Below are 26,003 nucleotides of genomic sequence, written 5' to 3' on the forward strand. Positions count from 1 at the left end.
CCGTGGCCCTCGACGCCGACGGGAGCCTCGTCGTCGATCTGCCGGCGGGACGGCGCTCGTTCTCGGCGGGCGACGTCACGCACCTGCGCCGGAGTGAGCACCTCCGATGACCGGGGAGCGCGAGCTCGCGCGGCCCGCCCCGCGGGCGCGGAAGGCCGTCGCTCCCGTCGTGGGGCTCCTGCTGCTGACCTGGACCGGCTTCCACTTCGCCGCGCAGCTCGACCTCGCGCTGCAGCGGTGGATCATCGCGATCGGCACCGCCGTCCTCGTCCTCCTCCTCTGCGCCTCCGGCACTCGCCCGCTGGGCGGGCATCCGCTACCGGATCACCCCGCAGAGGCTGCACGCCCGCCGCGGTCTCGCCAGGTGCGCCGCGCGGTCGTCGACTTCGACCCGCGGATGAGCGTGAGCGTGTCGCGGACTCCCGGCCCAGCGGCCGGCGCGCTGCGCGGACGTCCACCTGGTGCAGGACGGCGAGGACGTGTTCGTGCTCCGGGACCCGCTCGGACCGGAGCTCACCGCCTCCGTGCTCCTGGAGGCGATCACGGCGGCGCCGATGCCGGTCCCGGAGTGGCCGGACCCTCCCGCCGGAGTGATCCGTCCGGACTCCCCGTCGGTACCATGGTCCCGCCCCGCGCCAGCGGGCGGAGACGGAGGAGCACCATGCGCGTCGGCGTGATCGGAGGCGGCCAGCTCGCCAGGATGATGATCCCCGAGGCCGTCGAGCTCGGGATCGAGATCGCCGTGCTCGCCGAGACCGTGGAGCCCCCGCGGCGCTCGCCGCGACGCAGGTCGGCGACTACCGCGACGAGGCCACCGTGCTGGCGTTCGCCGAGACGGTCGACGTCGTGACGTTCGACCACGAGCACGTGCCCCAGCCGATCCTGCGCGAGCTCGTCGCCCGCGGGATCGCCGTGCACCCCGGTCCCGACGCCTCCTCTACGCGCAGGACAAGCTGCTCATGCGCCGCAGGCTCGCCGACCTCGGCCTCCCGGTCCCCGACTGGGCGGAGGTCTCGTCGGCCGACGAGCTGGCGGCGTTCCTCGCCGATCACGGCGGCCGCGCCGTCGTCAAGACCGCGCGCGGCGGCTACGACGGCAAGGGGTGCGCGTCGTGCGCGGCGCGGCGGAGGCCGACGACTGGTTCGAGGCGCTCGCCGAGGACGGCCGGGGCGGCTCGCTCCTCGTCGAGGAGCTGGTCGAGTTCCGCCGAGAGCTCGCGCAGCTCATCGCCCGCCGGCCCTCGGGCGAGACCATGCTCTGGCCGGTGGTCGAGTCGGTCCAGCGCGACGGGGTCTGCGCCGAGGTCTTCCGCGCCCGCCCCGGCATCGGCCGGTCGTGTCGCGGCGGCCGCCGCCGAGATCGCCGAGTCGATCGCCGAGCGCCTGGGCGTCACCGGTGTCCTCGCCGTCGAGCTCTTCGAGACGACGGACGACCGCATCCTGGTGAACGAGCTGGCGCATGCGGCCGCGACAACAGCGGGCACTGGACCATGGACGGATCGACGACCTCGCAGTTCGAGCAGCACCTGCGCGCGGTCCTCGACCTGCCGCTGGGCGCGACGGGCTGCCGGGACCCGTGGACCGTGATGGTGAACGTGCTCGGCGGGCCGGTGGGGGAGTCCCTCACCGATCGCTACCCGCGCGTCCTCGCCGAGCACCCGGGCGTGAAGGTGCACAACTACTCCAAGCCAGCCGCGCCCCGGGCGAAAGGTCGGCCACGTGAACGCGACCGGCGACGAGCCCGAGAGCGTCGTCTACGAGGCGCGAGCCGCGGCGGCGCTTCTCACCGACTGACACGTACCATGGTGGCCGTGACGAGCCGACTGACGACCCCCCGCCCCCGCCGGGAGACCCCACGTGAGCGCGGACGCGCTCGTGAACGGATCTGCGCCCGTCGTCGGCGTCGTCATGGGCTCCGACTCCGACTGGTCCGTCATGCAGGCCGCCTCGACGACCCTGTCCGAGTTCGGCGTGGCCCACGAGGTCCGGGTCGTCTCGGCGCACCGCACCCCGGAGGCGATGATCGCCTACGGTCGCGACGCCCGGTCGCGCGGCCTGAAGGCGATCATCGCGGGCGCGGGCGGTGCCGCGCACCTGCCCGGGATGCTCGCGGCGGTGACTCCGCTGCCCGTGATCGGCGTGCCGGTGCCTCGCGCCGGCTCGACGGCCTCGACTCCCTCCTCTCGATCGTGCAGATGCCCGCCGGCGTCCCCGTCGCGACCGTCTCCATCGGCGGAGCCCGCAACGCGGGGCTGCTCGCCGTCAAGATCCTCGCCGCGGCCGACGACGCCCTCTCCGAGAAGCTCGTCGCGTTCGCCGCGGATCCTCGCAGACCCAGGTCGCCGCGAAGAACGACGCCCTGGTGGCGAGCCTGTGACGGCGGTGTCCCTGCCGCTGCGCCATCCGGACGTGCGGTCCAGCACGTTCATGACGCGCCGAGCCTGGTGGCTGCTGGTCGGCAACTTCCTGGTGCCCGGCTCCGCCCAGGTCCTCGCGGGCAATCGCCGGCTCGGCCGGCTCGGGCTCGCGTTCACCCTCGCGCTGTGGACCGCTCTGCTGGTCGCGGTCGCCCTCTACTTCGTCTTCCCGACGGGGCTCTACACCCTCGCGACGTTCGATCTGTCGATGCTGGCGCTCCAGGCGGCGCTCGTGATCTACGCGGTCGTCTGGCTCGTGCTGACCCTCGACACCCTGCGGCTCATCCGGGTCGTCCGCGTGCGGCCGAGGATGCGCGGGGTGCTGGCGTTCGCGACCGTCGCGCTGCTGGCCGTCTCCGGTCGGCACGGCCGGAGTCGGCACGTACCTCCTCGGCGTCACGCGCGGCACTCTCTCGTCGATCTTCGGCGGGGGCGCGATGGAGGCTCCGGTCGACGGCCGGTACAACATCATGCTGCTCGGCGGCGACGCCGGCGAGGACCGGGAGGGGCTGCGCCCGGACAGCGTCTCGGTCGTCAGCCTCGACGCCTCCACCGGCGAGGCGACGATCATCGGCCTGCCCCGCGACTTCCACAACATCCCGTTCCCGGACGGGAGCCCGATGCACGAGCTCTACCCGGACGGCTACAACACCTACAACTGCAACGTCGACGTCTGCCAGCTCAACTCCATCTACACCGAGGTCGAGCTGAAGAACGCCGAGCTCTACCCGGACGCGGTCGCCGACGGGAGCGAGCCCGGCATCGAGGCGATGCGCGACGCGGTCGAGGGGATCCTCGACCTCCCCGTGCAGTACTACGCGCTCATCGACATGGAGGGCTTCGCGCAGCTCATCGACGCGCTGGGCGGGATCGACGTGACCTACGCGGGTCCGGATCCGCTGCCGCTGGGCGGCCTGCCCGACCTCGACGGCGTCATGCAGGGCGTGAACCAGCGGATCGACCCCGGCGACTGGCACTTCAACGGCGAGCAGGCACTCGCCTACGCCTGCTCGCGCTACACGACGAGCGACTACGACCGGATGAACCGGCAGCGCCAGGTGCAGCGAGGCGCTGCTGCGCCAGTTCGAGCCGGCCAACGTGCTCTCGAAGTTCCAGGACGTCGCCGCGGCGGGATCCCAGGTCATCAAGACCGACGTGCCGCAGGGGATGCTGGGCTACTTCGTGCAGCTGGGGCTGAAGACCAAGGGCCTGCCGGTCTCCTCGGTCGAGATGGTGCCGCCGGCGATCGATCCGACGGACCCCGACTACGACCTCGTGCACTCGATGGTGCGCGAGGCGCTGTTCCCCGACTCCGGGAATAGCTCGACGGGCCCCGCGGGCTCGCCGATCTCGGCGTGCAGCGCCCAGGACGCGCTCGGCGGAGTCGCGCCAGCTGAAGGCGCGCGCACGGTCGCGACCGGCGATCGACAGCCGCTCGCGCAGCGCGGTGTCCGCGAGCACGCTGCTCATCGCGAGGGCGAGGCGCCTCGGGTAGTCCTTGGCGACCGCGCGCTCCACGGCCACTCCGGCATCGGCCGCGACCTCGAGCAGGGCGGGGTCGTCGGAGTGGATCACCGGCACACCGAAGTGCATCGCCTCGAGCACCGGGAGGCCGAAGCCCTCCGCGATGCTGGGGTAGACGAAGAGCGTCGCGCGGGACAGGACGACGGCGAGGTCGGCGTCGCTCAGCACGCCGAGGGCGCGCACCCGGTGCTCGTCCAGACCCTGCTCGTCGGCGACCGAGGCGATGTCGAGCTCGCCCCACCCGGTCGGCCCGACGATCAGGAGGGGGATCTGCGGGGCGGACGCGCCCTGGAACGCCGTGATCAGCGAGACGAGGCCCTTCCGGGGCTCGAGGGTCCCGACGCTCAGGACGTACTCGTCCGGCAGTCCGAGAGCCGCAGCGCGCTCGTCGGCGTCGTCGCAGCACCGAGAGCGGAGCCGACGGCGCCGCCGATCACGCGCAGCCGGTCGCCGAAATCGAGGACCTCGGACAGCTGCTGGGCGACCGCGTGGGTGGGCACGACGACGGCGTCGGCGTGCTTGCGCCCGCTTCGCCATGGCGCGGTGCCATTTCGCACCGTGGGGCGTCAGCGTCTCGGGGTGCGTCCACGGCACGGTGTCGTGGATGGTCACGCGCGATCTGCTCGCCCTCGCGGCCCTCGTGACTCCGCAGCGGTGCGAAGAGGCTGGGCGCGTGCAGCATGCCGCCGCCGGCCGGGATGCCGATGCCGTACTGCCACGCCCGCGAGAGCTCGCGCCGACCCAGGTGCAGTCGGTGGATGCGGGCGAGACCGGAGGCGCTGCCGCAGCTCCTCCTCCTTCTCGGGCGGATGCGCCGAGACGACGGCCTCGACCTCGCAGTCGCGCGGAGCGGTCGCGATGAGCTCCCGGGTCAGCTCCTCGGTGTACCGGCCGATGCCGCCCGGGACGCGGGCGAGCATCTGGTCGACGACGACGCGCAGGGTCGTGGTCACGGCGTGACCGCCCGAGGGGGCGGCGGCGAGCGCGTCCTCCCACGAGCGCAGCGGAGCGAGGCCCGCCCGGCTCCAGCCGTCGTGGCCGAGGACGGCGGCAGGGGCGCGGGCGGGGCGGACGAAGCTGCCGCTGTCGGTCGGGCGGATCCGCTCGGGGTCGAGCCCGGCCTTCTCGAACACGGCGCGGGCGAAGCCGAACCACGTCGTCTCGCCGGCGTTCGTGCCGTGGTAGACGCCCGACGGGGCGGCGGAGTCGATCAGCTCGATCATCCGCACGGCCAGGTCGCCCGTCCAGGTGGGCTGTCCGCGCTTGGTCGTCGACGACGGTGAGAGTCTCGTGCGAGCCGGCGAGGCGCACCATGGTCTTCGCGAAGTTGCCGCCGTGCGCCCCGTAGAGAGCCAGGCAGTTCGGACCACGTAGCCGCGCTCCGGGTTCGCGGCGAGCACGAGCTCCTCGCCCTCGGCCTTGGTGCGGCCGCACGCCGAGATCGGCTCGCGCGGGTGGTCCTCGCGGTACGGGCTCGTCGCGGATCCCGTCGAAGACGTAGTCGGTCGAGACCTGCACGATCGCCGCGCCGATCTCGGCGGCGGCCAGGGCGAGGTTCTGCGCACCGAGCGCGTTGACCCGGCGCGCCTCCTCCTCGTCGCTCTCGGCGTCGTCGACGCGGGTGTAGGCGGCGCAGTTGAGGACCGCGTCGTGCCCCGCGACCGCGGCGCGCACGGCGTCGAGATCGGTGACGTCGAGGTCGCGGCGGCCGAGGGCCGTGACGGGTCGATCGCCGAGTGCGGAGCGGAGGTCGGTGCCGAGCATGCCGGAGGCGCCCGTGAGGAGGAAGGTCACCCGTTCATCATGCCGGAGGCGCCGTCCGGCGAGGAGGGGGCGCACCGCGCCCGACGGGGAGGTGCCCCGCACGGGCGTCGCGTCCTGGAAACACGCGCTCGTTACACTGGCCCCCGTGCAGATCCGCGAACTCGACATCCCCGACGTCTATGAGATCACTCCGCGTCAGTTCCCCGACGACCGGGGGGTGTTCTTCGAGTTCTACCGTTTCGACCACCTGGCCGAGAAGGTCGGCCACCCGCTCTCGCCGAAGCAGGGCAACACCTCCCGGGTGTCCAAGCGCGGCACCGTGCAGGGCATCCACTTCGCGCAGATCCCGCCGTCGCAGGCGAAGTACGTGTCGTGCTTCTCGGGCGCGGTGCTCGACTACGTCGTCGACATCCGGGTCGGGTCGCCCACCTTCGGGCAGTACGAGACGATCCTGCTGGACGACGCCGACCGCCGCTCCGTCTACATCTCCGAGGGCATCGGCCACGCCTTCGTCGCCCTGACCGAGGGCGCCGTCGTCTCGTACCTGGTGAACTCGACCTTCGACCCGGTGCGGGAGAAGGGGATCGACCCGCTCGACGAGCAGATCGGCCTCCGCTTCCCCGGCCGAGGCGGGCGAGCCGCTGCTCTCGCCGAAGGACACCGACGCCCCGACCCTGGCCGAGGCCGAGGCGCAGGGCCTCCCGCCGACGTGGGACGAGGCTCGGGCCTACTACTCGGGTCTCGACGAGCAGGAGGCGGGTCGATGAAGGGGATCGTTCTGGCGGGTGGGTCGGGGTCGCGGTTGTGGCCGATCACGAAGGGCATCTCGAAGCAGTTGATGCCGATCTACGACAAGCCGATGATCTACTACCCGTTGTCGACGTTGATGATGGCCGGGATCGATGAGGTCCTGGTGATCACGACGCCGGAGCACAACGACCAGTTCCGGGCTCTGCTGGGCGACGGATCGTCGTTGGGGATGTCGATCTCGTATGCGGTGCAGGAGTCGCCGGACGGGTTGGCGCAGGCGTTCCTGATCGGTGAGGACTTCATCGGCCGACGACTCCGTCGCGCTGGTGCTGGGCGACAACATCTTCCACGGGATCACGCTTTGGGCACCGCGTTGGCGGCGAACACGGTCATCGAGGGTGCGGTGATCTTCGCGTACCAGGTCGCGGATCCTCGTGCGTACGGGGTGGTGGAGTTCGATGGCGAGTTCCGGGCTCTGTCGATCGAGGAGAAGCCCGAGACGCCCAAGAGCAACTACGCGGTCCCGGGTCTGTACTTCTACGACAACGACGTCGTCGCGATCGCGAAGACGATCGAGCCGTCGGCTCGGGGGAGTTGGAGATCTCGACGATCAACGAGCGCTACCTCGAGTCGGGCCGGCTGAACGTGCAGGTCCTGACCGTGGGACGGCGTGGTTGGACACGGGGACGTTCGATTCGATGATCGAGGCGACCGAGTTCGCGCGGGTGATCGAGCAGCGTCAGGGGTTCAAGATCGGCTGCATCGAGGAGATCGCCTGGCGCCACGGCTGGATCGACGACACCCAGCTCGCCGACCTCGCCGCACCCCTCGTCAAGAGCGGCTACGGCGCCTACCTCAAGCGGCTGCTCGAACTCGGGCGCTGACGAGCGCCTCCGCTCTGCCTCAGCGGTGAGGGCGAGGCGCATCAGCCCCACTCGGGCGAGCAGCCCGATGCGCACCCCGAGACGCACCCGGCGCCAGGTACCAGGCGTCGTACTTCTGCGCGAGGTAGAGGTAGGCGCTGCGGTGGTGCACCGCGAGCATGCGCGCGGACGCGAGCCGCGTCGAGTGGCCGCCGAGGTGCGACACCAGGGCGTCCGCCAGGTAGAGGTTCGTCCAGCCGAGTCGGCCAAGCGAGTCGCCCAGCTGCACGTCCTCGAAGTACATGAAGTAGCGCTCGTCGAAGCCGCCGATCTGCTCGAACGCGGTGCGGCGCACCATCACGCAGGCGCCCGAGAGCCAGCCGGCCGTCATGCTCCCGTGCTCGAGGGTGCCGACCGCTCGGGAGCGGCGGTACCGGGCCGACCACGGGTTGCCGGGCCAGACGCGCGCGAGAGGGCGTGACCGACCTCGGTGCGCAGCGACGGCAGGGCGCGCGCCGACGGGTACACGGTGCCGTCCGAGTCGAGGATGCGCGGGCCGATCGAGCCGATCCGGGAGTCGGCGGAGGCCGCGGCGTAGAGAGCGTCGATCGAGCCGGGGAGGAACACGGTGTCCGGGTTCGTCACCAGGATCCACTCGTACTCCGGACCCAGGCGGTCGACGGCGTAGTTGACGGCCTTGCCGTAGCCGAGATTCTCGCCCGTCTCGTGGAACACGACCTCGGGACGACGCTCGACGACCCTGCGCACCGAGTCGTCGGTCGTCGCGTTGTCCACGACGACGACGTGCACGTCGTGCTCGGTCGCCTCCGGGATCGACTCGAGGCACGCGCGCAGGACCTCACCCGAGAAGTGGGTGACCACGACCACCGCGATGGGCAACGTCGAGCGGGCGATGGGAGCCTCCGGAGGTGCGGCGTCGACGGGCGAAGGCTCCGTCGGAAGAACTCGACGAGGCCAGCACGGGGCCCGAGCAGCGGCCCTGAGCCTCAGCGGGTGACGCCGAGGGGCTCGCCGGCGACGGCGACGGCCGCCGGGGACACGGTCTCGAGCGCGGGCACCGGGGGCGTCGCGGAAGCGCGGAACACGACGAACTTGTACATGCAGAAGTTCCAGATCAGGCCGACGAACACCGCGAACGCCTTGGCCACGTTGATCGCGAGGAACGCGTTCTCGCCCGGAGCTGGGCAGGAAGAGCAGGGAGTTGCCGAAACGGGTGTCGAAGAACACCTCGAAGCCCCAGATGACGACCGACTGCAGGACCAGCGAGCTGAAGCCCGTGACGGCGAAGAACTTCGCGAAGGTCGACCACTTGATGCGACCCGGGTGACGGAACACGAAGAAGTGGTTGAGCGCGTACGAGATCGTGATGCCCAGGAGCACCGAGAAGACGTTCGCGACCAGGGTCGGCAGGTGCAGCAGCAGGATGAGCGCGTTGAGGACGAGGAAGTCGAGCGCGGTGTTGGTGCACCCGGCCAGGAGGAAGCGCACCTTCTGCGAATCGAGCACCGCCGCACGCCGCGCGCACCGGTGCCGCGCGCCTCGGCGCGGGCAGTCCGGACGGTGCTCCTGCGAGCACTGCGATCCGGTTCGCGGTGGGGCATGTGCGGGGTGTCCTCCGGGCTCGTCTCCATCGGCTCGGACGAACACGACGGAATCGACACTACGCACTGGATCTGAAGAGTGACCCCCTCGCAGGCGAACGGCGTCTGAGAAGTCGTTCCACGGACATCCACTCGGCGGAAGGGCCGCGGAAGCGCTGATAATGTTCGGCTGCCCGCGTCCACCGCCGCCGCCGTCCCGGTACGAATCGGATCCTGATGCTCTCGCTGACACTCGTCGTCCCCACCTACAACGAAGCCGCCGACATCGGCGAGCTCCCCGACGGCTCGCGGAGGTCGCCGCCCGGGAGGCGGACACCGTCGTGCGCGTGGTCGTGGTCGACGACTCGTCGCCCGACGGCACCGCCGAACTGGCTCGCGAGGTCGGTGCGGGCCTCGTCTCCGACCGGTTCTCGGTCGAGGTGCTCGTCCGGGCCGAGAAGAAGGGACTCGGAGCCGCCTACCTCTGGGCGTTCGAGCGGATCCTCTCCTCGAGCACCCGCCCGACGCGATCCTGCAGATGGACGCCGACCTGCCGCACGATCCGAAGCATGTGGCGCGATTCCTCGAGGAGGTCCGTGCGGGAGCGGATCTGGTCGTCGCGTCGCGCTACGTCCGCGGCGTGCACGCCGGACTGGACCCTGGACCGCAAGCTGCTGAGCTGGGGCGGCAACATCTACACACGACTGCTCCTGGGCTCCCGGCTCACGGACTGGACCGGCGGCTTCAACCTCTTCAGCACGGGAGCTTCCTGCGGCGCATCCACGTCGAGGACGTCGACGCGTCCGGGTACGCCCGGTGACTGCAGATCGCCCTCAAGCACTCGGGCCCTCGCGCGAACCGATGCGACCAGGGAGGTGCCCATCGTCCTCGTCGACCGCACGCACGGCACGTCCAAGATCCCGCGCGACACCCTCCGCGCGGAACCTCCTGCTCGTCCTGCGGCTCCGGATTCGCGCGCGGCGCCGGATGGGGGAGCCGATCGCAGAGGTCTCCGACCCCGCCGGGAGACGCCGTGCGGCTGGCCGCGCGGGAGGTGCTGAGCCCTAGCGCCTGCCGTCACCGCGTCGGCGATCGCGCACCCTCGCCGTGCCCGTCTCGGGTCCGTGGCGCCACTACATCCTCTACGAGCGGGGACTCGCTCGCGCTGCCGCTGCTGCTGCGCACCGACGTCGATCCCCTGCACTGGGCGATGACGAGCCAGATCTTCCTCTTCCCGGAGATCCCGCTCCACCCGCTCAGCCGACTGCTGGGGCGGGTCCATGTCGAGGGCTCGCTCCTCGTGAACGCGGTGCTGTTCGTCGTCGTCCCACGCCCTCCTCCGCGCCTCGCCCGCTTCGGTCGCCCCGCGGCGGCCGCAGGCGGTGGTCGGCGCCGCCGTCGCGACCCTGCTCCTGCTGGCGCCTCGCGCTGACGGAGGGGCGGGCGCTTCAACAACGAGGGCGCCCTCGCCACCACGTTCCTGCTGACGACGTACGACGGAGGGGTCGTCCTCTTCGGGGCTGGCCTGCCTGGGCCCTGGTGCTCCACGCGCTGCGCCGCCGGCGGGACGGCCGCTCCGTCGTCGTGCCCGTGGTGCTCGCCCTCGGTGATCGGCGCGCTCACGACCTCCTCGAATCCGCTGTTCGTGCCGTGGGTCGTCGCCTCCGTGGCTGGCCTCGGTCGCTCCTGCTCGCGCCGGTGCGCGTCGTGCCCGTGCGCGCTGTGGCGATGCTCCTCGCGGCGCCCGTGGTCGGCTCGGCCGTCCTCGGCTACGCGTCGCGCGGGCCGTTCGAGCGCTTCGTCGCCGTGGACGCGAGCACCTACCTCCACCTCGAGCGGATCCGCCTTCGCCGCGGGGGCGCTCCGGCTGCAGGTGCAGCCGGTCGCGCCGACTCCGGCGGGCGTGCTCGAGCTCGTCCTGCTGGCGGCGCTGCTGGTGGTCGTCCCCGTCGTCGTCCTGCGCCCGCGCGCCGGAGGGGGACGACCCGGACGTCACGGCCGCGCTGCTCACCGTGTTCCCCGTCGTCGCCGCGCTCGCGATGCAGTCGCTCGGGGCAGGTCGTGACCGGGAGCAATTCGTCACGCGCTACCCCATGCCGGTCGCCGTGTTCGCCGTTCTGCCCGCGCTGGTGCTCGTCGCGCGCGCGGCACCGAGGACGCCGCGGCGCGGGGTGCGCCGTGCGGGTGCGGCGATCGCCGCGGTCGCCTCGCTCGTCGTCGCCGCGGTCGCGCTGCCGTCCGGTGGTGTCGGCGTCCGCGGGCACTCGGGACTCGTCGTCCGAGCGGTGCCTGACCGACTGGATCGGCGAGCGCGAGCTGGCCGGCGTCGGATCCTTCTGGACGGTGCGACCGCTGCAGCTCTACGGCGATCCGCGCCTCGAGCTCGTCCAGGTGAACTTCGACTTCTCGGCGCAGCTCTGGATGAGCAACATCGACGACTACGAGCGCCGGCCCTTCACCTTCGTCCTCGCCGACCACGATCCCGACTGGGGAGTGCTGGCGACGCGGGCGCTCGGCGAGCCGCTCGCCGTCGTGCCCTGCGGGGAGTTCGACATCTACGATTACGAGGGCGGTCCCGGCGCGGCCGAGCTGAACCGCCTGGTGGGCGAGAGCATCGACCGGGCGAAGGAGGATCGTGACTTCGACACGGCCGCGCCGCGTCTCCGCCGCTCCCGACCGCTCCTCGTCGAGGTCGCCTGGGCGGCAGGAGCCGCGGTGGTGCCGATCCTCGCCGCGGCACTCGCCCTGGGCCTGGACCCCGGCGACCTGGCCCGCCGGTGGACGGCGGGCGGTGACGACCAGATCCTGCACTACTTGCTGTTCACGAGCGCGACGCAGTCCTTCCCGTTCGCGACGAACGGGGCGCTGGGCTTCCCCGACGGGTTCAACGCCTTCTTCAGCACGCAGTTCGACCTGGCGAGCGCGCTGACGGTCTCGGTCCTCGGGCTCGCGATCCCGAACGGATCGTGCTGCTGAACACGTTCTACCTGCTGACGTTCGGCTCGGTCCGGAGCCGCCGCCTACCCGTTCTTCCGCGTCCTGCGCGTCCGCCCCTGGCTCTCCGCCGCTCTGGCGGTCGTCTTCGCCCTCGCTCCGTACCACTTCCTCCGCGTCGCCTCGGGGCACGCCTTCCTCGCGAACTACTGGACGATCCCGCTGCTCGGCATCCTCGTGCTGGCGGTCGCGGGGGAGTCGACCGATCCGTTCCGCCGCTGGGCGCGCTCCTCGACGAGCCGCCGCTCGGCGCTGCTGCGGAGGTGGGCCGCCCCGCCGTCGTCGCCCTGCTCATCGCCAGCGGCGGCGGCTACTACTACGTCTTCGCCGCGATCGTGGTCGGCGGCGTGTGGGGGATCGGCGCGGTCTCCCGCCTGGTCCGCGAGGAGGGCTGCGCTCCGCGCTGGGGGAGCGGCGCCCGTCGTCGCCCTCGCCGTCGTGATCGGCGCCGAGCTGCTCCTGCTCTCGCTGGGCTACGGAGAGCGCTACGCGCCGTACTTCGAGGGCAGGCGGATCGCGGAGTCGGAGCTGTACGCCGGGAAGTTCCTGCCTCTGCTGTTCCCCTGGGCTGCGACAGGGATCCCGAAGCTCGGCACGATCTCGGTCCTCTACTACGCGGAGTCCGCCTCGAGTCCGATGACCGAGCCGCCGGGCCTGCCCCTGATCGCGTCGCTCGCCCTCGGGGTCCTCCTGGCGGCGCTGCCCGTCCTGGCGCTCGGTGGTGCAGGACCTGCGGCGCTCCGCCGTCGGACGCCTGCTCGACGACTCCGCTTCCGCGTGCTGGCCGCGGCCACGCTCTGGACCCTGGCCTTCTACCTGCTCACGGGTCTCGGGATGGCGTTCGCCTTCCTCGTCGGTCCGACGATCCGCGCCTGGTCGCGATTGAGCATCGTCCTGTGCCTCCTCGCGCTGGGCGCACTCGCGCTGGCGCTCGAGCGGATGCGCCGGCGCTCCTCGTCGTCGTGGCGAGCCTGCTCGCGCTGGTCGCGGTGTCCGATCAGCTCCTGGGCGTCCGCGAGGACCTGCCGGTCGATCCCGTGGCGGACGATGAGGTGGTGCAGTTGGTCGACTCGGTCGACGACGCTCTGCCCGACGGGTGCGGAGTCGTGCAGCTGCCGATCAAGAGCTTCCCCGACACCGGTCCGATCGGCGGCATGCGCGACTACGACGAGGCGCTGCCCTACCTCTACACCGACGACGCCGCGCTGCGCTGGAGCTACGGATCGATCGAGGGCACGACCGGCTTCGACGTGTGGGACGGCCTGATCACCGGCGTCGTTCGCCGAGGCGGTGCGCGGGAGCGGAGCGTGCGCGGTCCTCGCCGACACCGCGGCCTACCCCGAGGACGCCGAGGCGTGGCGGTCGCTGGTCGGCGCCGTGTCGCCGGACCTGGACCCCGAGGTGGCCTCGAGTGCCGGCCGCTGGCTCCTCCGAGGTGCCCGCGCAAGGCTGACGCGTCGATCCTGCCGTCATCCGACACCGGTCGCCCGCGAGGGCCCCGTCCTCCGATGGGGCCGTCTGCGAGGGGTCAGCGGACGACGACCGACAGCGAAGGTCAGGACCCAGAGCAGGCCGAGGACGAGCAGCGGCTTGTCGCCCAGGACCGTGTCCTCCGGCGAGCCCGCCTCGGCGCGGTCGATCTCGTAGGCGTAGCGCAGGAGGGCGACGGCGAAGGGATGATCGAGATCGTCGTCCAGGCCACGGCCGAGTCCGGGGCGGAGAGCTCGAAGGCCCAGAGCGTGGTAGGCCACGAGGGCCACCCGGCCGCCGTCTGCCAGACGAAGCGGGAGGTAGCCCGGGCTGTACGCGGCGAGGCTGCGGCGCGTCTCGCTCGAGCCCTCGAGCTGCCGCTTCTCGGAGTAGCGCTTGCCCGCCACCATGAAGAGGGACTCGAAGGCGGTCACGAGCAGGAACCACTGCGATGCGTGACATCGGTGGCGAGACCACCGGCGACGGCGCGGATGAGGAAGCCGCTCGAGACGATGACCAGGTCGAGCACGACCACGTGCTTCAGCCAGACGCAGTAGCAGACCTGCAGCGCGATGTAGAGGATCACGATCGTGAAGAACTCCGAAGGTCCCGTAGACCAGGGCCAGCACGGGCGAGGATCAGGGCCGAGCACCACGAACGCGACCCAGGCGAGCGGACCGGCAGGCGGCCCGAGGCGATCGGGCGGAAGCGCTTCGGGTGCGCCCGGTCGGCCTCGACGTCGAGCAGGTCGTTCAGGAGGTAGATCGCCGAGGAGGCGAGGCACATCACGACGAAGGCGATCGCGACCCGCAGCAGCACGGGCGGCTGCAGGAGATCCCCGCGGCGAGGGCGGCGATCACGAGGATGTTCTTCACCCATTGGCGGGGACGCAGGCCGGCGATGAGACTCGTGAGCATGTGAGGGGTTCCTGAGACGGGGCGGAGGCCGCGTGAGCGGGGCGAGGGGGGCCGATCCGAACGGACGACACCGACACCCTAGTCGCAGCCGGCGACGGCGGTCCGCGGACGCGGCTTGCTAGGATCGTCGCGCCGTCGCCCGCAACGGCTCAGCCTCGGTCGCCGCTCGGTCGCACCGCCTTCGAGGGGATCCGCGCCCGCGTGTTCATCGGAATCATCGTCGCCCTGCTCGCGCTCGCGATCCTGTCGCTCCTCGGTCTCGCCGTGGTCCTGCTCCTGCCGCCGGCGGTGCGCGCGCAGGTCCTGCCGGCCGCGCCGATCCTGGGCGTCGCGCTCGCCGTCTGCTACCTGCACCTGCACTCGCTCGTCGTCGGGACGGCTGTCGCGCCCTGCGTCCCTGATCCTCGCCGTGGTGCTCGCCGCTCATCGGCGCTCGGGTGCACCGCCCGTCTCCCTCGGCGGGCGCTCGGGCGTCGGACGCGCCGTCACGGGCGTCCTCGTGTCGGCTGTCGCGATCCCCGTCGCGCTCATCCCCATGATCGGGACGGGCTCCTCGCGCTCGCTCCTGATGGGGTTGAGCAACGACGGCTACTACTACATCTCCACCGCGCGCTGGTCTCTCGGAGAACGCCACCACGATCGTCCCCTCGATCGAGCAGGACCCCGTGGCGGGGGTGTCGGCGCCGAACGCCGGATCGGCGTCCGAGACGCTCTTCTTCTCCTGCGGTACTGGGCAGGAGCCGTGCAGGGCTGGCTGTCGGGCCTGACCGGCATCGACCTGACCGACGCCTTCACCGCGTGGACGGCGCTCTACATCGCGCTCATCGCCCTGGCGGCGTTCTCCCTCGCCCAGATCCTGCGGCTTCTCCGGTGGCCGGTGTGATCGCGGCGCCTCGCCGTCGCCACCTCGAACAACGTCCTGCACCAGTTCGTCGCGCAGAACGCCGACTCGCTCCTCGGCGGGTCCTTCGCGATCCTCCTCGATCGGCCTCGTGCGGCGAGCCCCCGAGACGCCGGAGCACCGCGCCCCGTTCGTCGCACTGGCCGGTTTCGCGCTCGCGGGGCTCGCCGGCACCTACTCCGAGTACTTCTCCTTCGTCATCGTGGCGCTGGGGCTGGTGACCGTCCTGCGCCCCGTCCGGGCCGTCCTGGGAGCCCTGCTGGGCGCGGTGGTCATCGCGCTCGCCTCGCTCGTCCTCAATCCCGCCGGAGCTGGGTCAGGACCGTCAGCAACGTCCTGAACATCGCCGGGGCGGTCGCCGCCCCGCCGACCGAGCAGGGCGAGGACTACATCGTCGACACGGTCTTCGGCACCCTGGGCCAGCGCCGGCGAGTTCGTCGGCCTCGCACGGGTTCGCTCCGACCGGCCGCCTCTCGACGCCCTCGGTCCTCGGCCACCGTCTGGGGCGCGTCGGGGTCGTCGTCGTCCTCGGACTCCTCGTCGCGGCCGTGCACCGGCTCCACGGCCCGGGGTGGGCCGGGCGGTGCTGATCGCGTCGGTCCTCCTCGCCTCCTACGGCGCGCTGTACGGGGCTCGCCGTACTTCTTCCAGCGGATGATCCGACGTCGTCAGCCCCTTCGTCGTCGCGGTGAGCGCCCTCGGCGTCGTGCTGCTCCTGGTCCCGCTGGCGCGTCGCGGGGGAGCCGCCCGGATCGTCGGCGCGGTCGCGCTCGGAGGGCTCTCCCTCGGCTGGGTCGCCGTGAACGGCATCGCCTACGGGCAGCAGCTCATCCCGACCTGGGGCGAGCGCGAGATCAGCCCGGACTACCGCGAGGCGGGCGACTGGGTCGCGGCGCTGGACGACGGCGCCGACGTCACCGTGATGACGGGAGACCTGTTCCAGCAGATGTGGATCTCGGACGAGCTGCAGGACGAGCCGGACGTCGCCTATCCGAGTCTGCGCGTGAGACCTCGGCTACCGCGGCGACCTCTCGATGTCCCTGCTCTGGAACGGGACGGCGACCCGTTACCTGCTCGTGAGGCACGGGAGCGCGCTACGCCGCCTCCGACAGCGCCGCCCTCGAGCGCAACGGCACGTTCGTCCTGCTCGATCTCAGCGCCGGGCCGCGGCGGCCGTCGTCACCTCGCCGGGTCCGGCGTGGAGCTACTTCGTGGACCCGAGCGAGCGGCTCTACGGAGGAACCGGCGCGCGCATCGCCGTCGTCGGCAACACCGACGTCGAGGTCGGCCTCGCCGCGGTCAACCTCGCCGGTGTGGCGGACGCCGGAGTCGACGTCGACTTCGACGGGGAGTGGCTGCTCCGCCGTGAGCGACGCCGCCCAGGTCACCGCCGCGGAGGTCTCGGCCTCCTCGGGCGTGTGCGTCGTCGGCACGCTGGACCCGGCGAGCGCACCCGGCCCCGACGTCCGCGTCGCACTGGACGAGCTCACCCTTGATCGGCCGTTGGAGCGTGGCGCTCGCTCCTCGCATCGACCGCGCTCGTCCTCCTCGCAGGAGCCGGCGTGGCGGGAGTGGCGACGTACGCGCTGGTGCTGATCGTCGCCGCGACGACCGACGCGTCGGCGTACTCCGAGTTCTCGGTCTTCTGGTCGATGACCGTGATCGCGTCGCGCTCGGCGTCTTCCTCCCGCTGGAGCAGGAGACCTCGCGACTGGTCAGCACGGGGCAGGCCCAGCGGGCCGGCCTCGACGGTCATCGGGTCGACGTGCTGCGGCCGCGGTCTCGTGCTGCGCTCTCCCTCGCCGGCGTCGTGAGCGCGGCGGTCTGGGCGGGCCTGGTGGGCTTCTCCGCCCGCTCGAGCCTGCTGGGTTCGGCGCGCGCTCGTCCTCAGCTATGCGGGATGCGCCGTGCAAAGTTCTCGGTGCGCGGGCATCTCGCGGGGACCGGCCGTCGCGCGCTCTACGGAGCGGTCGTCGCGTCCGAGGGCGTCGCGCGCGGATCGTCCTCGCGCTCCCGGTCGCGCTGCTCCTGCCCGAGACGGCGGCGTTCGCGGGTCTCGTCGCCGTCGCCGCCGGCCGCATCGGCGCTCCCGGCGCTGCTCGCGCCGAGGGGGGAGCGGGGCCCGCGTGGCCGACGCCGCGCGCACTCCGACCGGTGCCGAGGTGCGCCGCGGGCTGTCCCGCCTGGTCCTGGGCACCATCGTCCTGCAGCTCCTGCTCAACTCCCCGCCGCTGCTCGCCGCCGCGTTCTCCGCCGGGGGCGCTCGCGGGCGCCGTGCTGTCCACGGTCACGCTGCTGGCGCGCATCCCGATCTTCGTGTACCAGTCGATCCAGTCGATGTACCTGCCGGTGGTCGCCGGAGCGATCCGCGAGGGGGACGGCCCCCGGGCGCGGCGCGCTGGTCGCTGTGGCGGTCGGCGCGGCCGCCGCGGTCGCGGTCCTCCGTCACGGCGACGGCCTCGCTGCTGGGCCCTGGGTCATGCGTCCCTCGCGTTCCCGGCCGTCGCCGCCCCCGACGCGGTGGGCATCGGCTCGATCGCCGCCGCCGTCTCGCTGCTCCTGGTCGCCCTCGTCGCCCTCGGACGGACTGGCCGCGCTCGGCGACCACGCCGCGCTCTCCGGCGCACTGGCTGGTCGGGGCCGTCGCCGGGGCGCTTTCCGCCCTCCTGCTCCCCGTCGACGATGTCGGCCGATCGGTACTCCCGCTCGCCGTCGGATCGGCGATCGCAGTGAGCCCTGCAACTCGTCCGGGTCGCGGCCGTCACTCCGACCGCAGTGATCCCGATCACGACCCGATCCTGCTCAGAACCCGAAAGGAGCGGCGCGCCCCGTCCCGACCGCGACATCGACGCCCTCGGGGTCCTCAACTACTACGCGCCCTACGTCAGCGGCCTCACCGACGTCGTCCGGATGGTCGGCGGAGTCGCTCGCCGCGGAGGGCAGGCGCGTGGTCGTCGTCGCCCAGAAGCACGACGACTTCGCGTCGCACGAGGTGCTCGCGGGAGTCGAGGCCGAAGTCCTGCGCGCCGTCCAGGTCCGCATCGGGGAAGGGCCTGCTGTCCGCCTCCTTCCCCCGTCGTCGCGGCGGCGGTACGCGCGCCGCAGCCGCGTGGTGAACATGCACCTCCCCATGCTCGAGTCCGGGGTCGCCGCCGCGATCGCCCGCACCGGCACCTCCGTGATCTCGACCTACAACTGCGACGTCACGCCGGGCTCCAGTGCCTTCGAGCGCTTCCAGATGGCCGCCATGGACGCCTCGTGCCGAGCGGCCGTCCGGCTGTCGACGGTGACCGTCGCCACCACTTTCGACTACGCGACGCACTCGCGTCTCGCGTCGACCCTCCGGCGCGGCCGCCCCGAGGAGATCCCGCCGCCCGCCCGGCGACCGCACCGGCGGATCGCCGACCTTCCGCCATGGCGACGGGCTGCGCGTCGGCTTCCTCGGGCGCATCGTGGAGGAGAAGGGGATCGGCTACCTCGCCGACGGCTTCCGCGCCCTCGACGACCTGGACGCGCGCCTCCCGGATCGGAGCGGCGACTTCGCCGCGGTGGCGGGAGGCAGCGTGATCGAGGAGGTGCGCCGGCGCATCGGCGGCGACGACCGCATCACCGCCCTCGGTTTCGTCGCGGAGGAGAGCGATCCCCGACTTCTACGCGTCGCTCGACATCTTCGCCCTCCTGTCGATCAACGCCCCCGAGGCCTTCGGCATCGCGCAGGTCGAGTGCGATGCGGGCCGGTGCACCGGCCATCGCCTTCCGATTCGCCCGGCGTCCGCACGCCGGTGGAGCGCACCGGCTTCGGCCGGACTGCGCCCGGCGCGACGCGCCGGCGATCACGCGGGCCATCGAGAGCATCCAGCTCGGACACCCTCGACCGTGCGTCGAGGGTGCGCGCATCGCGCGGGGAAGCTCTACTCGCGGAGACCGTGGTGGCGCAGTACCGAGACCTCTTCGACCGCACCGCCCTGCGTCGGTCGGCTCCGCGACGTCCGCCTAATATGTACGGGTGCCTGACGTGACAGAGAACGAGCCGCCCCGCGAGGACTCCCACCCCGCAGCATCCGGACTCCGCGACCGCCGCTCCGTCGCAGGAGGAGGCCAAGTCGAGGAGCTCCGAGCGCGCTCTCGACGCTCTGCTGAACGATCCTCTCGACGAGTGGCTCCAGCACATGCACGTCGGTGGAGTGGCTCGCCGCGGCGCCGTTCGAGTCGACCCTCTCGTGGCGGGTCACGAAGCCTCTCCGGGCCGTCCGCCTCTTCCAGATCCGCGCCTCCCAGCTCGGTGTGGGCGGAGCGGTCGGGCACGCGGCCCGGGTACGTCTCCCGCCGACTCGGCCGCCGCGCTCTCGATGGCGGAGCAGTCGACCCGCTCCCAGCGGCGGGCGTTCCTCCAGCAGCGCCTCGACCAGCTCGCCCTCGCTCGTCATCGAGGACGAGCACCGGCGCGCGGCCCTCCTGGGTCGTGGCCCCGGGCCGCTCCTGGACGCGATCGCCAGAGAGACGAAACGGCGCGCGTCCGACGACATCACGTGGCTCGCGCTCGCCGCGTTCCTCGCGGTCATGCCCGTCGAGCACTTCTTCCTCTGGTTCCGCCGCTCCCTCGAGCTCTGCGAGCCGGACGAGGCGATCCGCGTCTTCCTCGGCGGCGGGCGCCCGCGCGACCACCGGCTACGCCGACCTCGGATCGACGGTCGAGATCGTCACCGGTGCAGTGGTCGCCGACGTCGACTTCTGCGCGCGCCACGCCCACCAGACCGGCATCCAGCGGGTGGTGCGCAACACGATGAGGCGCTGGCACGGCGACAAGGACGTCCTGCCGGTGGCCCGGGTCAACGGCTCGATGGCCATGCGCCGTCTGAGCCCCGTCGAGCCCGAGCGTGTCGTGGACTACGAGGTCAGCCGCTCCAAGCCCTGGCAGGACGGCGATCCGGACCAGGTGAGCTTCGTCGTGCCCTTCCGCTCCACCGTGCTGATCCCCCTCGAAGTCCCGGGATTCAACCTGTGCGTCTCCCTACGCGTCCCTCGCGGCCCACTCGGGCAACTTCGGTCGGTCTCATCGGGTACGACGCGATCCCTGTCGTGAGCGCCGAGACCGTCCCCGGGATCGAGACCGCCCGCTTCGTGAACTACCTCTCGATCGTGAAGCACGCCGACCGTGTGGCCGGCATCAGCGAGTCCGCCTCCGCCGAGTTCGAGCGGCTTCGCCCACGCACTCCCGGCCCAGGGCCTCGTCGGGCCGCGGATCAGCATCGGTCGCCCTCCCCGTCGACCGACCCAACACGGTCGACGCGTCGATCGCCCCCTCGGTCGTCGGCCCGCTCGTGCTGGCCGTCGGAAGCACCGAGCCGCGCAAGAACCACCTCGCCGTGCTGCACGCGGCCGAGCGACTCTGGCGCGAGGGGGAGGTGTTCACGCTGCGCTTCATCGGCAACGGCAACGACTGGTCGACGAAGGTCTTCGACGTCCGCATCCGCGAGGCGCAGAACCGCGGGCGCACCGTCGAGCCGTGGCGCGGGGCGAGCGACGACAAGCTCATCGCCTCCTACGAGAACGCGCGCTTCCTCGTGTTCCCCTCGACGCACGAGGGATACGGACTGCCCGTCGCGGAGGCCCTCGCCCTCGGGGTCCCGGTCATCACGTCCGATCACGGCTCGCTGGCCGAGATCGCCCGCGACGGGGGCTGCGTGACCGTCGACCCCGGCGACGACGACGCGCTGCCCGCCGCGATGCGCGAGCTGCTCGACTCCGACGAGCGCATCGAGCAGCTCCGTGCCGAGGCTCTCGCTCGACCGGTCCGCACTTGGGACGACTACGCGCAGGAGCTGTGGGACGCGCTCGTCCCCGACGGTCGGGGAGCCGCCCGCTCCGTCATCACGAAGGAGGACGTCGATGCGTGATGCACTCGCCGTGGACCGCATGAGCGTGCTGCTGGAGGCACTGGCCCCCGAGATCGCTCCGGCCGCCGTCGCCGACGGTCTCGTCCACCAGCTCGCGGACGCGCTCGCCGAGCCAGGCAGCGACGAGGTGCGGGCTGACGCTCTCCGTCCTCACCGGCGCCCTGCCCGTGCGCGACGAGGTGGTCGGACGCGCTCCGCCTTCGTGCGGCTCGACGGGCCCCGCGCCCTCGTCCGCCCCCTCATCGGCAGCCGGGCGAACGGCTTCGTCCTCAACCGCCTGCGCACGCCCCGAGTCCGCGTGGTCTCGGGGGCCGTCGTCGTGGACGTGCACCACACCGCGCGCACCGGGCTCGCCACCGGCATCCAGCGCGTCGTCCGCAAGACTATCGCGGAGTGGGTCCAGCGCCAGTCCGTGATCGTCCTCGTGGGCTGGGACGGCGCGGGCCGCACGCTCCGCGAGCTCGATCCGGCCCTGCGCCGCAACGCCCTGTACGGCATCGCTCCCGGATGCGAAGGCCGACCCGGCCGCCGAGATCCTCGTGCCGTGGCGCTCGCGCTGTACATCCTCCCGGAGCTTCGCGACCGAGGACGAGCGCACCCTCTCGCGCATCGCCGCGTCTGGCCGAGTTCAGCGGCAACGCGTCCCTCGACCATCGGCTTCGACTGCGTTCCCCTGACCACGGCGGAGACCGCGCACATCGGCATCAGCGCCGCGCTCCTCGCGCACCCTCGTGGCGGTCAGCCACATGGACCGCGTCGCGACGATCCTCGGAGGCCGCGGCGATCGAGTACGGCGGCTGGCGCGAGATGCTCCGCGGGGTCGGCCGCACCGGCCCCGAGATCCGCGAGGTGATCCTGCCCTCCGAGGCCGGCGTCGTCGATCAGGACGGGCTCCTCCGGGCCCGGGCCGACCTGCTCTCGGAGGATCTGCCGCTCGTCGTGTGCGTGGGAAGCCATGAGCCAGCGCAAGAACCACCTGGCCGTGCTGCACGCGGCGGAGCTCCTCTGGCGCGAGGGGCAGCGATTCGCACTGGTGTTCGTCGGCGGCAACGCCTGGAACAGCGAGGAGTTCCAGGTCCGACTGGGCGAGCTGCAGAACGACGGCACGGCAGGTCTCCGTCGCACTCCGCCATCACCGACGAACTCCTCTGAGCGCGTACCGGCTGGCGCGCTTCACCGTCTTCCCCTCGCTCAACGAGGGCTTCGGCCTGCCGGTCGCCGAGTCCCTCGCCGTCGGCACCCCTGTCGTCGACGGCGCGCTTCGGCAGCATGGCCGAGATCGCGTCGCAGGGCGGAGCCGTGCTCGTCGACTCGCGCGACGACGACGACATCGCCCGCGGCATGCGCGCGCCGCTGACCGACGACGAGCTCCCCGAGCGTCTGCGCACGGAGGCCCTCACCCGGGACAACCCGTCGTGGGCCGAGTACGCCGACTCCCTCTGGGACTTCCCCGACGGGAACGCCCGCGGTCGCCGCGTCCCGATCAGCGGCGCCGGGGCTCCGCGGACGGCCGGCGCTGAGGCCCTCGGCGGCGCCCACCAGCGCGTGGGCCGCGTCGGTCCACGGTCGTGATCGCCTCGGCTCGCACCCGCCGGGGGGCGTCCACGGCCCGCTCGAGAGCGCGGACGAGACCCCGCCGGTCGCCGGGCTCGACGAAGACGGCCGCGTGCTCGTTGCCGCGGAGTGCGTCCCGGATCCCGGGGATGTCGGAGACGACGACCGGAGTGCCGGTCGCGACGGCCTCGAGGGCGGGAAGACCGAAGCCCTCGTGGTGCGAGACGAGCGCCAGCGCGTCGGCCCCGGTCATCAGGGCGGGCATCTCCTCGTTCCTCGACGAAGGAGTCGGGGAACCGCACGTCGGCCCCCGCGGCGACCGCGTCGCGCACGGCCCGGGTGCACGTCCTCCGCCTCCCACGTCGACGCCGCCGACGAGCAGCAGGGCGTGCCCGGCGGGGCGCTCGGCCGCCGCGCAGGCGCTGACGAGCTCCGCGACGTTCTTGCGCGGCTCGATCGAGCCGACGAAGAGCAGGTAGTGGGAGAGCCCGAGCTGCTGGGTCACGGCGCGGCACCGCCTCCCGCTCGGCCGGAAGACGCGGGTGTCGACGGTGGTCGGCAGCACGCGGAGGCGGTTCGGGATCCCGAGGCTCCCGGCGATCTCGGCGGTGGCCGAGGGCGTGCCGGTCGCGACGAGGCGCGAGCGCCAGCGCCAGCCCGGCATCCGCGCGGCGAGGAGGAGCTGCGCGGTTCCGGGACCAGTCGGTGGTGACGGCGAAGCACGCGTCGTGCACGAAGGTGATGCCCGCCGAGCGGGCGGTGAGAGCCCAGTTGCGGAAGTTGGGGAAGAAGTACACGCCGCGGCCCACGAAGAGATCGAGCGGGATCGGGGTGCGGGTCAGGACGCCGAGCACACGGCGGGGAGCGGCACCCCGATCACCGGGGTCCCGGCCGGCACGACCCGCTGACCGCGGCCCGCTCCGAGCGGGCACGAACAGCGCGAGGCCGACCCGCTCCGCGAAGCGAGGCACGCCCAGCGCGCGGACCGTCTTCGAGGAGGACATGGCCCACGCCGGTCATCGCCCCCGCAGCGAGCGGACGTCGCGTCGATGCGCAGGCGCACGCGGCGGCTCACGCCTTCGTGACCCCGTTCGACGGTCGCCGAAGCGGGCGACGCCCACCAGGCCGACGCGCTGGTCGCTGCGCTCCACGGTGAACCTCGCGCCCACGGGCATCGCGGGTGAACTCGCCGTTCCCGAGGGTCGATGCCGACGCGTGCACGGTGTAGGTCCCGCCGCCGAAGCGGATGTCGGGGAGGTCGAACGTGATCGTCGTCTCCTCCGTCAGCGGGGTGCTCGAAGCCGAGGCGCATGGTGTTGGTGCCGAAGACGATCTGCCCCCATGGGGGTGTCGACTCCCATCCCCACGAACCAGCGCTCGAGCGGCGTGCTGGTCAGGGGGTCGCAGGGTGACGTGCACGCGCAGGTCGTCGCCGGGGCGCAGCGTGCGGTTGCCGTCCTCGAGGGTGCCGCCCTCCAGCTCGATGCCGACGATCTCGCCCGGCTGGACCTGCCCGCCCTCACCGGTCTCCTCGGCCTCGACGATGGCCTCGGCGGCCTCGCGCTCGACCCGCTCCTGGCGCGAGCCCTCGAAGCCGTGGCGGAGGACCTCGAGGCCGCGGGCGGTCTCGCCGTCGTAGATGACCGCGCCGTGCTGGAGCACGATCGCAACGATCGCACAGCTCGCCGACCTGGCCGAGGGAGTGGGTGACCAGCACGATCGCCTTGCCGGCGCGCTGGAACGCACGGATGCGGTCCATGCACTTGCGCTGGAACGGCTCGTCGCCGACGGCCAGCACCTCGTCGACCAGCAGGAGGTCGGGGTCGGTGTGGATCGCGATGGCGAAGGCGAGCCGGACGTACATGCCGGACGAGTAGAACTTGACCTGGGTGTCGATGAAGTCGGCGATCTCGGAGAAGTCGACGATCGAATCGAACTTGTCCTCGAGCTCTCTGCGGGAGAGTCCGAGGATCGCGCCGTTCAGGAAGACGTTCTCGCGCCCGGTCAGGTCGGGGTGGAATCCGGCGCCGAGCTCGAGGAGCGCGGCGAGGTGGCCGCGGCGCTCGACCGTTCCGGTCGTGGGCTGGATGATGCCGCCGTGGATGAGCTTGAGCAGCGTGCTCTTGCCTCGAGCCAGTTCGCGCCGATGAGCCCGACGGTCGAGCCCAGCGGGATCCCGAGGTCGATGTCCTTGAGCGCCCAGAAGTCGTCGCGGTGCTGCTTGCCCCGGCCGAAGTTGACGACGCGCTCCTTGAGGCTCTTGTCCTTGCGGATGACGAACCGCTTGGACGCGTTCTGCACTCCGATGATCGTGGGCATCGCCACGGAGTCGGGCAGCACGGAGATCTCGGATTCGAGAGTCATGGGACTGCAGATCTCCTGGGCGAAGTTGCCCTCGAGGCGGCGGAAGATGCGGTGCGAGACCCACACCAGCACGAGCCCGACGAGGAAGACGAGGAAGAGGTGGAGTGCCATGTCGGCGGGCCAGGGCTGGCCGGCGACGGCCCGGACGGTCTCGTCGGTCTGCTCGACCATGGCCTCGCGCGAGCCGGGACCCCAGATGGCGCGCTGGAAGGCGAGGATCGCGTTGGTCATGGGGTTGAGCAGGTAGATCTGCTCGAGCCACGGCGGCACGGTCTCGACGACGAAGGACCACGCGTAGGTGATGGGCGAGAGCCAGAAGAAGATGAGCAGGCCCACCTCGACCAGGAACTGGATGTCGCGGAGGTAGACGTTCAGCGCCGAGAGGGCGAGTGCCAGGGCGAGCCCGTAGACGAGGGTCACCGCGAGGGCCGGGAAGATGAAGAGCAGCTGCCAGCTGATCTCGAGAGCACCGAGCGCCGCGGCCCCGATGATCAGCACCAGGAACTGCACCGCGAAGTTGAAGAGCGCCGGCCTCGATGGTGGCGACCGGGAAGATCTCGCGCGGCAGGTAGACCTTCTTGATCAGGCTCCGCATTCGCGAGGATCGAGGCGGTGCCGGTCGCGACGATCTCGCTGAAGAGGTTCCACAGCGTCAGGCCGCAGAAGACGAAGATCGCGAAGACGGGGATCTCGCGGGCGGCGCCCAGGAACTGACCGATCGCCACGTAGTAGATCATCAGCATGACGAGCGGGCGGATGAGCGTCCAGACGAAGCCGAGACTCGAGTCCTTGTAGCGGGCCTTGGAGCTCGCGGTTCACCAGGAGCTTGAGCAGCTCGCGGTGGCGGAAGATGTCGAGGAGCGACGAGACGAACTCCGCTCGCGCGGCTCGTGCCCGGCTGGGCGCCGCTCTGGTGGAACGGCTCCTGCGCGATCGCGTCGACGCGGTCGGCCGCGCGCGTGATCGTCGACTTGTTGGTGCTCATCGG

At 72.0% G+C, this 26,003-nt stretch carries 27 protein-coding genes and 8 pseudogenes; 20 read left to right on the forward strand and 15 right to left on the reverse strand.

Annotated elements, in window-relative coordinates:
* Positions 1-2: 2 nt before the first annotated feature.
* From AC0CII_RS01515 to AC0CII_RS01530, 4 genes and pseudogenes are all read left to right on the forward strand, one after another.
* Positions 3-110, forward strand: coding sequence for a hypothetical protein (locus tag AC0CII_RS01515; protein WP_465228474.1), 108 nt, complete (start codon positions 3-5; stop codon positions 108-110).
* Positions 111-661: 551 nt separating this feature from the next.
* A pseudogene (locus AC0CII_RS01520) lies at positions 662-1,793 on the forward strand (5-(carboxyamino)imidazole ribonucleotide synthase).
* 114 nt (positions 1,794-1,907) lie between these two features.
* Positions 1,908-2,376: pseudogene (gene purE, locus AC0CII_RS01525) on the forward strand (5-(carboxyamino)imidazole ribonucleotide mutase).
* A 510-nt stretch (positions 2,377-2,886) separates the two neighbouring features.
* Positions 2,887-3,738, forward strand: a complete 852-nt coding sequence (locus AC0CII_RS01530; RefSeq protein ID WP_465228600.1) for an LCP family protein — start codon at positions 2,887-2,889, stop codon at positions 3,736-3,738.
* Positions 3,739-3,886: 148 nt separating this feature from the next.
* Here the strand turns inward: AC0CII_RS01530 and AC0CII_RS01535 are convergent.
* A pseudogene (locus AC0CII_RS01535) lies at positions 3,887-4,477 on the reverse strand (glycosyltransferase); the annotation flags it as partial.
* Between the two features lie 71 nt (positions 4,478-4,548).
* A pseudogene (locus tag AC0CII_RS01540) lies at positions 4,549-5,872 on the reverse strand (SDR family oxidoreductase).
* Between AC0CII_RS01540 and AC0CII_RS01545 the strand changes: the two are divergent.
* From AC0CII_RS01545 to AC0CII_RS01555, 3 genes and pseudogenes are all read left to right on the forward strand, one after another.
* Positions 5,850-6,471: pseudogene (locus AC0CII_RS01545) on the forward strand (dTDP-4-dehydrorhamnose 3,5-epimerase family protein). The pseudogenes AC0CII_RS01540 and AC0CII_RS01545 sit on opposite strands and share 23 nt — an antisense overlap.
* Positions 6,472-6,530: 59 nt before the next feature.
* A pseudogene (locus AC0CII_RS01550) lies at positions 6,531-7,097 on the forward strand (sugar nucleotidyltransferase); the annotation flags it as partial.
* A 55-nt stretch (positions 7,098-7,152) separates the two neighbouring features.
* Positions 7,153-7,338, forward strand: a complete 186-nt coding sequence (locus tag AC0CII_RS01555) for a hypothetical protein (RefSeq protein WP_465228475.1) — start codon at positions 7,153-7,155, stop codon at positions 7,336-7,338.
* 19 nt (positions 7,339-7,357) lie between these two features.
* Here the strand turns inward: AC0CII_RS01555 and AC0CII_RS01560 are convergent, their stop codons facing one another.
* Together AC0CII_RS01560 and AC0CII_RS01565 are read right to left on the reverse strand one after the other, a co-directional pair.
* On the reverse strand, positions 7,358-7,708 hold the full coding sequence (locus AC0CII_RS01560) for a glycosyltransferase (RefSeq protein WP_465228476.1): 351 nt from the start codon (positions 7,706-7,708) through the stop codon (positions 7,358-7,360).
* Complete coding sequence (locus AC0CII_RS01565; RefSeq protein WP_465228477.1) at positions 7,705-8,844, reverse strand: GtrA family protein; 1,140 nt, start codon at positions 8,842-8,844, stop codon at positions 7,705-7,707. The genes AC0CII_RS01560 and AC0CII_RS01565 overlap by 4 nt, the downstream gene beginning before the upstream one ends.
* Positions 8,845-9,100: 256 nt before the next feature.
* Between AC0CII_RS01565 and AC0CII_RS01570 the strand changes: the two genes are divergently transcribed.
* The 4 genes from AC0CII_RS01570 (at position 9,101) to AC0CII_RS01585 (ending at position 13,178) form a co-directional block, all read left to right on the forward strand.
* A complete protein-coding gene (locus tag AC0CII_RS01570) occupies positions 9,101-9,979 on the forward strand; it encodes a glycosyltransferase (RefSeq protein WP_465228478.1) in 879 nt (292 codons plus the stop codon).
* Positions 9,973-10,350, forward strand: a complete 378-nt coding sequence (locus AC0CII_RS01575; RefSeq protein WP_465228479.1) for a hypothetical protein — start codon at positions 9,973-9,975, stop codon at positions 10,348-10,350. The genes AC0CII_RS01570 and AC0CII_RS01575 overlap by 7 nt, the downstream gene beginning before the upstream one ends.
* 107 nt (positions 10,351-10,457) lie before the next feature.
* The gene (locus AC0CII_RS01580; protein WP_465228480.1) at positions 10,458-11,894 is read left to right on the forward strand and encodes a hypothetical protein; all 1,437 of its coding nucleotides are present in this window, start codon (positions 10,458-10,460) and stop codon (positions 11,892-11,894) included.
* A gap of 195 nt (positions 11,895-12,089) precedes the next feature.
* The gene (locus AC0CII_RS01585; protein ID WP_465228481.1) at positions 12,090-13,178 is read left to right on the forward strand and encodes a hypothetical protein; all 1,089 of its coding nucleotides are present in this window, start codon (positions 12,090-12,092) and stop codon (positions 13,176-13,178) included.
* 203 nt (positions 13,179-13,381) lie between these two features.
* Here AC0CII_RS01585 and AC0CII_RS01590 read toward each other — a convergent pair whose 3' ends face one another.
* Genes AC0CII_RS01590 through AC0CII_RS01605 form a run of 4 tightly spaced genes read right to left on the reverse strand, consistent with a single transcriptional unit; the run spans position 13,382 to position 14,299 of the window.
* A complete protein-coding gene (locus AC0CII_RS01590; protein WP_465228482.1) occupies positions 13,382-13,816 on the reverse strand; it encodes a UbiA prenyltransferase family protein in 435 nt (144 codons plus the stop codon).
* Positions 13,813-13,968, reverse strand: a complete 156-nt coding sequence (locus AC0CII_RS01595) for a hypothetical protein (protein ID WP_465228483.1) — start codon at positions 13,966-13,968, stop codon at positions 13,813-13,815. Before AC0CII_RS01595 ends, AC0CII_RS01590 begins: the two co-directional genes overlap by 4 nt.
* The gene (locus AC0CII_RS01600) at positions 13,965-14,201 is read right to left on the reverse strand and encodes a UbiA family prenyltransferase (RefSeq protein ID WP_465228484.1); all 237 of its coding nucleotides are present in this window, start codon (positions 14,199-14,201) and stop codon (positions 13,965-13,967) included. Before AC0CII_RS01600 ends, AC0CII_RS01595 begins: the two co-directional genes overlap by 4 nt.
* Positions 14,168-14,299 carry a hypothetical protein gene (locus tag AC0CII_RS01605; protein WP_465228485.1) on the reverse strand — a complete coding sequence of 44 codons (132 nt, stop codon included), beginning with the start codon at positions 14,297-14,299 and terminating at the stop codon, positions 14,168-14,170. The genes AC0CII_RS01600 and AC0CII_RS01605 overlap by 34 nt, the downstream gene beginning before the upstream one ends.
* 409 nt (positions 14,300-14,708) lie before the next feature.
* Here AC0CII_RS01605 and AC0CII_RS01610 point away from each other — a divergent pair, with 409 nt between their 5' ends.
* The 3 genes from AC0CII_RS01610 to AC0CII_RS01620 all read left to right on the forward strand — a co-directional run bounded on the left by AC0CII_RS01610 (position 14,709) and on the right by AC0CII_RS01620 (position 16,569).
* Positions 14,709-15,182: a hypothetical protein gene (locus tag AC0CII_RS01610; RefSeq protein WP_465228486.1), complete on the forward strand. Its 474-nt coding sequence runs from the start codon at positions 14,709-14,711 to the stop codon at positions 15,180-15,182.
* A 109-nt stretch (positions 15,183-15,291) separates the two neighbouring features.
* Entirely contained in the window at positions 15,292-15,540 is a 249-nt protein-coding gene (locus AC0CII_RS01615; protein ID WP_465228487.1) for a hypothetical protein, read from the forward strand.
* 348 nt (positions 15,541-15,888) lie between these two features.
* A complete protein-coding gene (locus AC0CII_RS01620; protein WP_465228488.1) occupies positions 15,889-16,569 on the forward strand; it encodes a hypothetical protein in 681 nt (226 codons plus the stop codon).
* 117 nt (positions 16,570-16,686) lie between these two features.
* Here AC0CII_RS01620 and AC0CII_RS01625 read toward each other — a convergent pair whose 3' ends face one another.
* Complete coding sequence (locus tag AC0CII_RS01625; protein WP_465228489.1) at positions 16,687-16,956, reverse strand: hypothetical protein; 270 nt, start codon at positions 16,954-16,956, stop codon at positions 16,687-16,689.
* A 137-nt stretch (positions 16,957-17,093) separates the two neighbouring features.
* Here AC0CII_RS01625 and AC0CII_RS01630 point away from each other — a divergent pair, with 137 nt between their 5' ends.
* The 6 genes and pseudogenes from AC0CII_RS01630 to AC0CII_RS01655 form a co-directional block, all read left to right on the forward strand.
* Positions 17,094-17,933 carry a hypothetical protein gene (locus AC0CII_RS01630; protein ID WP_465228490.1) on the forward strand — a complete coding sequence of 280 codons (840 nt, stop codon included), beginning with the start codon at positions 17,094-17,096 and terminating at the stop codon, positions 17,931-17,933.
* A gap of 214 nt (positions 17,934-18,147) precedes the next feature.
* The gene (locus AC0CII_RS01635; RefSeq protein ID WP_465228491.1) at positions 18,148-19,197 is read left to right on the forward strand and encodes a hypothetical protein; all 1,050 of its coding nucleotides are present in this window, start codon (positions 18,148-18,150) and stop codon (positions 19,195-19,197) included.
* A gap of 285 nt (positions 19,198-19,482) precedes the next feature.
* Positions 19,483-20,283 carry a hypothetical protein gene (locus AC0CII_RS01640; RefSeq protein WP_465228492.1) on the forward strand — a complete coding sequence of 267 codons (801 nt, stop codon included), beginning with the start codon at positions 19,483-19,485 and terminating at the stop codon, positions 20,281-20,283.
* Positions 20,284-20,521: 238 nt separating this feature from the next.
* Positions 20,522-21,097, forward strand: coding sequence for a glycosyltransferase (locus AC0CII_RS01645; protein ID WP_465228493.1), 576 nt, complete (start codon positions 20,522-20,524; stop codon positions 21,095-21,097).
* A gap of 19 nt (positions 21,098-21,116) precedes the next feature.
* On the forward strand, positions 21,117-21,950 hold the full coding sequence (locus AC0CII_RS01650; RefSeq protein ID WP_465228494.1) for a hypothetical protein: 834 nt from the start codon (positions 21,117-21,119) through the stop codon (positions 21,948-21,950).
* Between the two features lie 292 nt (positions 21,951-22,242).
* Positions 22,243-22,617 (forward strand): annotated as a pseudogene (locus tag AC0CII_RS01655) (glycosyltransferase); the annotation flags it as partial.
* Here AC0CII_RS01655 and AC0CII_RS01660 read toward each other — a convergent pair.
* The 6 genes and pseudogenes from AC0CII_RS01660 to AC0CII_RS01685 all read right to left on the reverse strand — a co-directional run bounded on the left by AC0CII_RS01660 (position 22,581) and on the right by AC0CII_RS01685 (position 26,000).
* Positions 22,581-23,315, reverse strand: coding sequence for a glycosyltransferase (locus tag AC0CII_RS01660; protein WP_465228495.1), 735 nt, complete (start codon positions 23,313-23,315; stop codon positions 22,581-22,583). The pseudogene AC0CII_RS01655 and the gene AC0CII_RS01660 sit on opposite strands and share 37 nt — an antisense overlap.
* A 407-nt stretch (positions 23,316-23,722) precedes the next feature.
* Complete coding sequence (locus AC0CII_RS01665; RefSeq protein WP_465228496.1) at positions 23,723-24,313, reverse strand: hypothetical protein; 591 nt, start codon at positions 24,311-24,313, stop codon at positions 23,723-23,725.
* 193 nt (positions 24,314-24,506) lie between these two features.
* Positions 24,507-24,767, reverse strand: a pseudogene (locus AC0CII_RS01670) (ABC transporter ATP-binding protein); the annotation flags it as partial.
* A complete protein-coding gene (locus AC0CII_RS01675) occupies positions 24,656-25,525 on the reverse strand; it encodes an ABC transporter permease (protein WP_465228497.1) in 870 nt (289 codons plus the stop codon). The pseudogene AC0CII_RS01670 and the gene AC0CII_RS01675, both read right to left, overlap by 112 nt.
* Positions 25,507-25,752: a hypothetical protein gene (locus AC0CII_RS01680; protein WP_465228498.1), complete on the reverse strand. Its 246-nt coding sequence runs from the start codon at positions 25,750-25,752 to the stop codon at positions 25,507-25,509. The genes AC0CII_RS01675 and AC0CII_RS01680 overlap by 19 nt, the downstream gene beginning before the upstream one ends.
* Positions 25,752-26,000 (reverse strand): hypothetical protein, encoded by a 249-nt coding sequence (locus AC0CII_RS01685; RefSeq protein WP_465228499.1) that lies wholly within the window; start codon positions 25,998-26,000, stop codon positions 25,752-25,754. Before AC0CII_RS01685 ends, AC0CII_RS01680 begins: the two co-directional genes overlap by 1 nt.
* Positions 26,001-26,003: the final 3 nt, after the last annotated feature.

The sequence above is a fragment of the Rathayibacter sp. AC182 genome (assembly GCF_979253875.1).

What these genes read in the sequence shown, in the direction of transcription:
- AC0CII_RS01530 (WP_465228600.1), top strand. Translation starts at nt 2,887, where the DNA reads ATGCTGCTCGGCGGCGACGCCGGCGAGGACCGGGAGGGGCTGCGCCCG.
- AC0CII_RS01555 (WP_465228475.1), top strand. Translation starts at nt 7,153, where the DNA reads ATGATCGAGGCGACCGAGTTCGCGCGGGTGATCGAGCAGCGTCAGGGG.
- AC0CII_RS01560 (WP_465228476.1), bottom strand. Translation starts at nt 7,708, where the DNA reads ATGACGGCCGGCTGGCTCTCGGGCGCCTGCGTGATGGTGCGCCGCACC.
- AC0CII_RS01570 (WP_465228478.1), top strand. Translation starts at nt 9,101, where the DNA reads ATGTTCGGCTGCCCGCGTCCACCGCCGCCGCCGTCCCGGTACGAATCG.
- AC0CII_RS01605 (WP_465228485.1), bottom strand. Translation starts at nt 14,299, where the DNA reads ATGCTCACGAGTCTCATCGCCGGCCTGCGTCCCCGCCAATGGGTGAAG.
- AC0CII_RS01625 (WP_465228489.1), bottom strand. Translation starts at nt 16,956, where the DNA reads ATGACCGTCGAGGCCGGCCCGCTGGGCCTGCCCCGTGCTGACCAGTCG.
- AC0CII_RS01630 (WP_465228490.1), top strand. Translation starts at nt 17,094, where the DNA reads ATGCGGGATGCGCCGTGCAAAGTTCTCGGTGCGCGGGCATCTCGCGGG.
- AC0CII_RS01650 (WP_465228494.1), top strand. Translation starts at nt 21,117, where the DNA reads ATGAGCGTGCTGCTGGAGGCACTGGCCCCCGAGATCGCTCCGGCCGCC.
- AC0CII_RS01660 (WP_465228495.1), bottom strand. Translation starts at nt 23,315, where the DNA reads ATGCCGGGCTGGCGCTGGCGCTCGCGCCTCGTCGCGACCGGCACGCCC.
- AC0CII_RS01680 (WP_465228498.1), bottom strand. Translation starts at nt 25,752, where the DNA reads ATGATCTACTACGTGGCGATCGGTCAGTTCCTGGGCGCCGCCCGCGAG.
- AC0CII_RS01685 (WP_465228499.1), bottom strand. Translation starts at nt 26,000, where the DNA reads ATGAGCACCAACAAGTCGACGATCACGCGCGCGGCCGACCGCGTCGAC.